This is a genomic window from Colwellia sp. BRX8-4, assembly GCF_014077345.1.
In the GTDB taxonomy this organism is placed as follows: domain Bacteria; phylum Pseudomonadota; class Gammaproteobacteria; order Enterobacterales; family Alteromonadaceae; genus Colwellia_A.
Genome location: NZ_JACGVS010000023.1, coordinates 54,905 through 63,294 on the forward strand (window position 1 = coordinate 54,905; position 8,390 = coordinate 63,294).

Here is an 8,390-nt window from a genome sequence, read left to right on the forward strand (position 1 = left end):
TAGTGCAGATAAGCTGACTTTAATTTCCAATAAAAAATACTTCAAAGCAAACGATATCGTCGCCCTTTATTAAAAACGACATGTGATAGATTTAACGATTAATTAAGTAAATACTAGATGTTGATAAGGTTAACAATAATAAAAAAAGCATCCACTATGGAGTATTCATTAACGTTAGTTTTAGACAAACCGAGGAGATTAACAGCAATGCTTACCTGATGCTTTGCGCTGATTTAAGGTGATATTAATTTTAACGGCTAACTTTTGATTGAAAAATATAGACTAAACGCTTCTTCTCTTAGGCTGAACATATTCTAAAGTAGCTAAAAGTAGAGAGTAATGGCTATGCAACCTTCGCTTAGACATTATCTCGTTCAAAACTAGTTAAAGCTAAACATTCATTAGCTCTATGGATAAGGCATCGTAAATACAATTGTTTATTTTATCTAGATAAAATTTAACTGTTAATCTAGGTTGTTGCGGGTCAATATTATTTCAACTCAGATCAGGTAGGCAGTGGTAAATAATGACCTGCTTCTTTGTTTATAAGACTTACTATATTAACCCGCTTTAAAGCCAATTCTAAAACCTCCCCAATGTTTGCCATTAACAAAAATGGGTGCGGAAACATCATGCATTATTTCCCCTGTATCGCGTTTATAGGTTTGTAATAAAAATTTATCTGTGTGTTTTCCACAGCGAATACCTGTAGGGTCATTAAATAAACGTTTAGTGCGATTATTAATAGCATCTATTGCCTGATTACCAGTTAGCGGCTTTGAAAAACATTTGTTATGCGTAGGGAAATAACCATTAATATCAACAGCGCCTGCATAAATCATGTTAGAGAATTCTACTAATAAAGGCTCTTGAATAGCAGGTAAATGTTGGTCTGTGAATTTATCAAAACTGGTGGTAAATTTTTTCGGCTCGGTAAGTCCCAAAGGTTTATAATTAAAATCAAATAACTGCAGTTCTGTTATCTCATTATTTTTAATACTTTTTTCAAATAACTGACCAATTTTACTGGCTGTATACTGCGCCTGATTGCACATATTACTTATTAAAGTCTCACTAGAAAAATTAGAGATATGTACAAATATCGACTCGGTGCCATTGGATAATGTTGTCGCTTGCTTTGATACAGACTTCGTTTCGTGGCTTTTATCCACTAAAAAGTCATGTAAATTTATAATAGCGGTTGAAATTTCATTAGCGGCTAAATCTTGTTCTTTTAAAGCGTGACTTATTTGATCGCTTGCGCCCGATGAATCAGCCATAAGCTGATCAATGTCTTTGAAACCTTGTGATAAATCAGTCATGGTGACGACAACACTATCAGTTTTTTCAACAATTTCCGCTATTACTTGGGTTGTTTCAGTTGTTTCGTCACTAATTTGTTTAAGCATGTCACCTATTTTTCGAGTAGCATCAGCAGTTTTTCCTGCCAGCGCTCTGACTTCATCGGCAACAACAGCAAAACCGCGACCTTGTTCGCCTGCGCGAGCAGCTTCTATCGCCGCATTTAAAGCCAGTAAGTTTGTTTGGCTTGATATGCCATCTATTACATCAGTAATACTCTGTATTTGCTGTGTTTTGCTGGCCAGTGATTCAATTTTTTTTGTGGCGGTACTAACCGCATGATGAAGCTCATTGACGGTATCAATGTTGTGGCTTAGCTTTGCTGAACTTGAGCTGCTAGCGGTCATTGCTAGACTCGCTTGCTCTGAGGCTAATGAGGAATTTTCGTTTATTTGCTTACTGTTAGCCGACATTTCTTCCGCTGCAGTCGCTAATCGGTCGACATCTTCACTTGATATTTCTATCGCTTGGGCCAATTGGTTTAAAAAGAAACTGACCTCTGCAGAATTAATCGCTAACTCACTGGCGGTATTACCGATAGATTGACCAATATTGGCAAGAGATTCTGTTGTTAAATTATCACGTTGCTTTTTTGTTTCGTTTTTATTTATATTTTTATAGCAGCGACTTACACCGAAAAACACAGCAAAAAAACTAACGACTGCTACACTCAGTGAAGCGAGCAATACTGATGAAAAAACTTTGTGGCTAGCATACGTAATTAAAGTGATTATTATGGTAATGACTAATGAAACAAGCACTGATTTCTGTAATTTATTTTCCATATGACGACTCACTATAATATTACCTTATTGATATTAGACATAAAAGATAGATAATTTGTCTTTAATAACTATATTAATACATGATTATCAAACAATATGCACTGTAGACCTTAGTATTATAAATATCATTGTATTACTAAAGTCTCCGTTAACGTTTAGTACACAAAAGTGAATACTTCCTGGGCCTAAAACTTTTCCCCTAAAATAAAATGATACACTTGGCTAACATAAGTAAAAGACCCAACCAGCCTTTAGTTTTATTTAATCAACTAAATATTGACAAAAATTTTATATAAATATTACAGCTAAAGTAGCATACTAGATGATAAGCTTTTGGCTTACATTGCAGGGGCGATGCATGAGTAAATAAAACTAAGCTTGTGCCTTAATTAGGTTTATCCGCTTTTAGCAACGTTATAACCTATTAAATTAAATAAGATTTTTTGTACTTTTTGTTGACCTTACTTGGATTTGATAATCTTAATATTTATGAAATATAATTTATCGCTTGTTAATCACGTTATCTGCTTTGTTATCCTATTTATTGGAACGATTGCTCCAGCTTATAGTAATGAATCGACTTCAAAGCTCATTAATGAATACTCGGTTAAAGTGCTGACCGAGGAAGATGGCTTTATTTCTTCTGAGATATATTCAATTATTCAGGATAATCAAGGCTTACTTTGGTTTGGTACCGCTGAAAATGGCGTTATGCGCTATGATGGTCGAAAAACAACCCTGTTTCAATTTGATAGTATGAGTTCAAACGGTTTATCGCATAATGATGCTGGAAACCTGATGTTGGACCACGCCGGAAATATATGGATTGGCACTTGGGGAGGAGGCGCTAGCCTATATGAACCAAAAACAGGAAGCTTTAGTAATTTCATTCATGATCCGCTTCGCCTTGCTTCTATTTCGTCTAATCGAATTCAATCCTTATTTCATGACCAAGTGGACAATATTTGGTTAGGTTCATATGATAAAGGGCTTAGTCGATATCTAGGTAATAATAGCTTTGAACATATTACAAAAACTGATGATTCACCATCAAGTTTATCTCATAATAGAATATGGGATATTGAAAACAACAATAGCAATAGTCTCTGGATTGCAACTAGCTATGGTTTAAATTTATATGACAAAACGAAGCAAACCTTTTCTCATTTTTTCCCTGCTCCAGAAAATAAAACACCAACAGGCGCAAATGAAATACGCAGTATTTTAAAAACGTCAAAAGACAAGCTTTATGTAGGTACTCAACAAGGTCCATTTTCCTTCGATAAAGAAAATGGTCTTTTTACACGATTAAAAACACTTGATAATCAATATTTAGATCAAGTGAATTCTATGATTGAAGACCAAGAGGGTTATGTCTGGTTTGTCACCAGCAAAGGTTTGTTTCGACAATCAAACACAGGTCCTCAGATTGAACAATTTGACCTTGGCAATAATAAGGGTCTGAGAATAATTTTCGAAGATAGCTCTAGAACCATCTGGGTCACTAGCGAGACTCACGGCATATATAAGTTAGTACCACATCGTAAATTTAAATCGATTAATAGCCCTGAACTGACCGCTCCAAATGGAATAACAACAGATGCTAATGGTGATCTTGTCATTGTATCTTCGTCATCGCAGTTATATAAGTGGCAGGTATCATCACAAAAACTAGCCACATTATCAGCACCGATCTTTAGTGATGAGAATGGCTATGGCGCTAATAGGCTATTAGAAAATCCCATTATATTTCTTGATGATAATAACAGTCTATGGGTTGCACAAGATGAAGGTTTAGCTAAATTCAACTTAGACACTCAACACCTTGAGTTATTAACCTACCCTAAAACAGATCCAAACCATAAAGAGTTCAGAGAGTTACGAGCCCTTAACATGGACCAATATGGGTACCTTTGGATTGGCACTTATAAAAATGGTGTCTATCGCTATAACCCTTCGACTAAAACCTTTACTCATTTAAATGAATCTTTGGGATTATCTCATCCCGAAGTTTTAAAAATATTTAAAGATAGTAAACAAAATATGTGGGTTGGAACCGGTAACGGTGTAAATCTTTGGCAAGCAGACGAACAAAAGTTCATTTCATTTCAAAGTAATAAAAAAAAATCTGATAGTTTATTAGGAAATATCGTACAGGATATCCATCAAAGTGGAAATGGCAACGTTTGGATTGCTACGCAAAAAGGACTCAACTTATATCTTCCAGAAACAAAAACCTTTAAACATTTTGATAAAAACAATGGATTACCGACATCTTTAATCCGTGCAATTGCTGATGATAAAAGTGGTCATTTATGGCTGACGACCAATAAGGGGATCTCAAGATTAGACCCTTTATCAGGAGAAGTGACTAATTTTGACAGCTATAATGGCTTATTAGGAATGAATTATTATCCAAATAGCCTAGTAAAAGGTGCAAATGAGACATTTTTCACCAGTAGCCAACGCGGCATCGAGTATTTTAGTGCTTTAGATATAGAAACAACCAATGACGAATTCAATATTGTTTTAACCGGTTTTAATAAAATGGGTCAGCCGATAAAGCTTGATAGACCTTATTCTTATGTCACTGATATTGAACTGACTTATCATGACTACTTTTTCTCTTTTGAGTTCTCTGTTTTAGATTTTATTTCACCTAACAAAAACAAATATGCTTATAAACTTGAAGGCTATGATGATAATTGGATTGAAGTCGGTAATAGAAATATTGCTTCATTTACTAATCTAGATGGAGGTACATATAAACTGCTTGTCAAAGCGACAAATAGCAGTGGTGAGTGGGGGAAGAAATTACTGTCGATCAACTTGTATATATCACCACCGCCTTGGAAAACCTGGTGGGCATACAGTTTATATGTATTATTAACCTTAATTGTCGTATTTATTACCATTTATTTAAGAACGCGTTTACAGCAGACAGAAATAGACAGACAAAAGCAATTTGTTTTAACACTTGAAGAGCAAGTGACTGAGAAAACAGCTTCGCTAAAGACGCAGGCTAAAGATTTAATTACAGCATTAAAAAAATCTGAAGAAGCAACACAACTTAAATCAGAATTTTTAGCTAATATGAGTCACGAAATAAGAACACCAATGAACGGGGTTTTAGGCATGCTGGGGTTACTCATGGATAGTGACCTAACGAAAGAACAAGCCCAAAACGTAAGCATAGCCAATACCAGTGCCCATGCATTATTGACACTTATTAATGATATTCTTGATCTTTCAAAGATTGAAGCGGGTAAAATAGAACTTGAGTATATAGATTTTAATTTACGTAATTTAGTGGCAGAGCTTGCTGAATCTATTTCACTTGCCGCGCAAAGAAAAGGCGTTGAAATAATACTCGATTTAACAGGTATTCCCTGCTCTTTCATTAAATCAGATCCGGGACGAATACGACAAATCCTCACCAATATTTTAAGTAATGCCATAAAATTTACCGATCAAGGTCAGATAGTTATTAAAGCTAAACTCGAACCTGCCGAAAAAGTTCATCACTTTATATTTAGTTGTGAAATTCAAGATACTGGCATTGGTATTCCAGCAGAAAAAATATTTTTACTGTTTGGCTCATTTAGCCAAGTTGACGCTTCCACAACCAGAAAATATGGCGGTACCGGGTTAGGGTTAAGTATAACAAAAAAATTATGTAAGCTACTTAATGGTGATGTAACGGTATCAAGTAAGATAGGCCATGGCAGCTGTTTTAAAGTATCTTGTTTAGTACAAGAAAGTGAATTATCGACCCCAGTAGTGCCACCGATAGCAGGCTTAAGGTTAAATATTTTAATTGTCGATGATAACAAAACTAGCCGTGAGGTGTTACGCAGACAATTAGAGTGTTGGGGGATAAACGTCACTGAAGCTAAAAGTGCTAAGGAAGCTTTATTTCATTGTGATGAGTGTTTTTCTTCATCAAATTCAACGATATTTGATCTGGCATTAGTGGACATGGAAATGCCAACGATGAATGGAGAAGCATTAGCTAAAATAATTCGAGCGAATAAAAGCTATGACCCAATGGCACTAGTGATGATGACCTCAATCGATGAAAAACACGACGCTAAACACTTTGCAGACTTGGGTAGTAGTACTTATTTTCCTAAACCAGCAACAACCGACAATTTATTTAATGCTTTAGCGGTAATTAAAAATAATACCGATACATTAATAACGGCGCATAACAGTATCGACCTAGAAGCAATAAAAAAGCCTAATATCGGTGCAATGAAAGGTCACTGGCCTAGAGAAATGCATGTGCTACTTGTTGAAGATAACCGAGTAAACCAAATGGTAGCGCTAGCTGTCTTAAAAAAAATCGGCTTAATCGCAGATTTAGCGACTAACGGTGTTGACGCCTTAAATCGATTAAAAGAAGCGACCGTTATTAAACCCTATACGGTTGTGATCATGGATTGCCAAATGCCAGAAATGGACGGTTATGAAGCAACAAAGAGAATTAGAGCAGGTGAGGCTGGAGTAGAAAACACCGCAATACCTATTATTGCAATGACAGCTAATGCGATGCAAGGTGACAAAGAAAAATGTATAGAAGCGGGTATGGATGATTATTTAACCAAACCAATCGAGCCAATGTTGGTGCTTGAAAAATTAAAGTTGTGGCGCCATAAATAAAGATATTGTCGTGCTTGGCAGTTATTATCTTTATAGAGCCTGTAACAGATTTTGTTACAGGCTCTCTTTATAGTATCGGTGTTTAACATATGAGTACGAACTCTGCCCTCGCCTTTTCTACCTTAAATAAGTCACTAATGAACTATTACCGATATCAACTTTAGACAACCTTTCAACAGACTTTACTAAAGCTCAAGCCATTCTTGAAAGTACGACCCTGTTTATAATGTAAGCTATTTTAAAGTGACTTAAGCAGACACTCAATTTAATTCAAATCTAACAACATCACATCGATATTTCAATATACTGTCAGTCGTTATCATTAAAAAGGGCTTTTGATAATATACGATGGTGCAAAAACTCATTTTCAGTCAATTAACACCTAAAATACTCATTTATTAACAAGTGCCATCCTCCAGGATAGACTGGTTAGATTTATAGCTGTTTTAAATGAGTGTAGTTAATTTAAGCAAAGAGTTTATTGCAATGACTTAAGTTTTGTCTTCGCTTTAACTTTTGGTGTTCGCAGTAATCACTTAAGGCATCTTCGTGACCAACCGCACCATGAAACTGTTTGCTAAATTGGGTGGTAATGATTAGCCAGTTTTTAGCTGATATGTTTAATCGACTGAGTATATTGGGTTGGCTGTTTTCGATGAAACCGTATTTATCCTCTCTGATACAACGTCCGGTTAACTCAATTAATTGTAGGTAATCAGTAAGCTCAAATGTTAGGCCCTTAACCATTTTTTTTCTTGGGTGACCAACAAAAGAGAGTAACGCATTGGGTTGTTGACTTTTTTTTGCTTGCTCACAGCGTAGCTTGACGCTGGTGTGCGTTGAGCTTTCGGGCGTTTTGGCTATATTGGCGCGAATGGGGTTTAAATCAACATAGGCCATACAAGCAACAAGTGCTGCTTCATCTAATAATGCTTGAGATTTAAATCGTCCTTCCCAAAATCGACCAGTACAGTTGTCTTCTTGATTAGCTGCTCTGGCAATACCTTCGTTAATGTAGCCCATAAACCAACTGATTTTCATCAGCCGTTTTCGATAGACCTCAGATGTTTCTTTAACGATATCCAGTAACGGTTTCGCTAACGCTTCGCCACGACAGTATTGCTGTGTGAGTAACGTGCCTTTGTGTAAGCGGTGCCAACGCTCAAGCACATCACTCATGCTCCATTGCTTTGCTTTTTCCTCATCAATAAATAGCACAACATGATAATGATTACTCATTACGGCATAGGCACACACGTCAATCGCAAAGACCTCGATAAGAAAGTGTAACTTCTCTTCTACCCACTCTCTGCGGTGATCAAAGCTTTGGCCTGACAAGGCATCTTCGCCACATAAAAAAGCGCGTCTAACACAACGCGCAACACAATGGTAATAAGGGGTATCTATTAAACTGATTTGTTGTTTCCTTGGCGTAGCCATAAATCACCTGTGATTATGTCGCTTGGTTATTTCAGTGTAGTGCATCGGTAGGGAGGATCAATTTAGATTGGGCGTCCTATTAAAACTAGATTGGGTGTCCTGTTAAAACCTCTGTTAAAACCTCTGTTAAAACCTCTGTTA

Annotated in this window: 3 protein-coding genes; 1 reads left to right on the top strand and 2 read right to left on the bottom strand. The window is 36.1% G+C overall.

The window, feature by feature from the left end:
* Positions 1 to 560: 560 nt before the first annotated feature.
* Entirely contained in the window at positions 561 to 2,147 is a 1,587-nt protein-coding gene (locus tag H4J56_RS16425) for a methyl-accepting chemotaxis protein (protein WP_182259617.1), read from the bottom strand.
* A gap of 489 nt (positions 2,148 to 2,636) precedes the next feature.
* Here H4J56_RS16425 and H4J56_RS16430 point away from each other — a divergent pair, with 489 nt between their 5' ends.
* Positions 2,637 to 6,809 (top strand): hybrid sensor histidine kinase/response regulator, encoded by a 4,173-nt coding sequence (locus H4J56_RS16430; RefSeq protein WP_182259618.1) that lies wholly within the window; start codon positions 2,637 to 2,639, stop codon positions 6,807 to 6,809.
* Between the two features lie 465 nt (positions 6,810 to 7,274).
* Here the strand turns inward: H4J56_RS16430 and H4J56_RS16435 are convergent, their stop codons facing one another.
* Positions 7,275 to 8,249: a transposase gene (locus H4J56_RS16435; RefSeq protein ID WP_182259619.1), complete on the bottom strand. Its 975-nt coding sequence runs from the start codon at positions 8,247 to 8,249 to the stop codon at positions 7,275 to 7,277.
* Between the last annotated feature and the right edge of the window lie 141 nt (positions 8,250 to 8,390).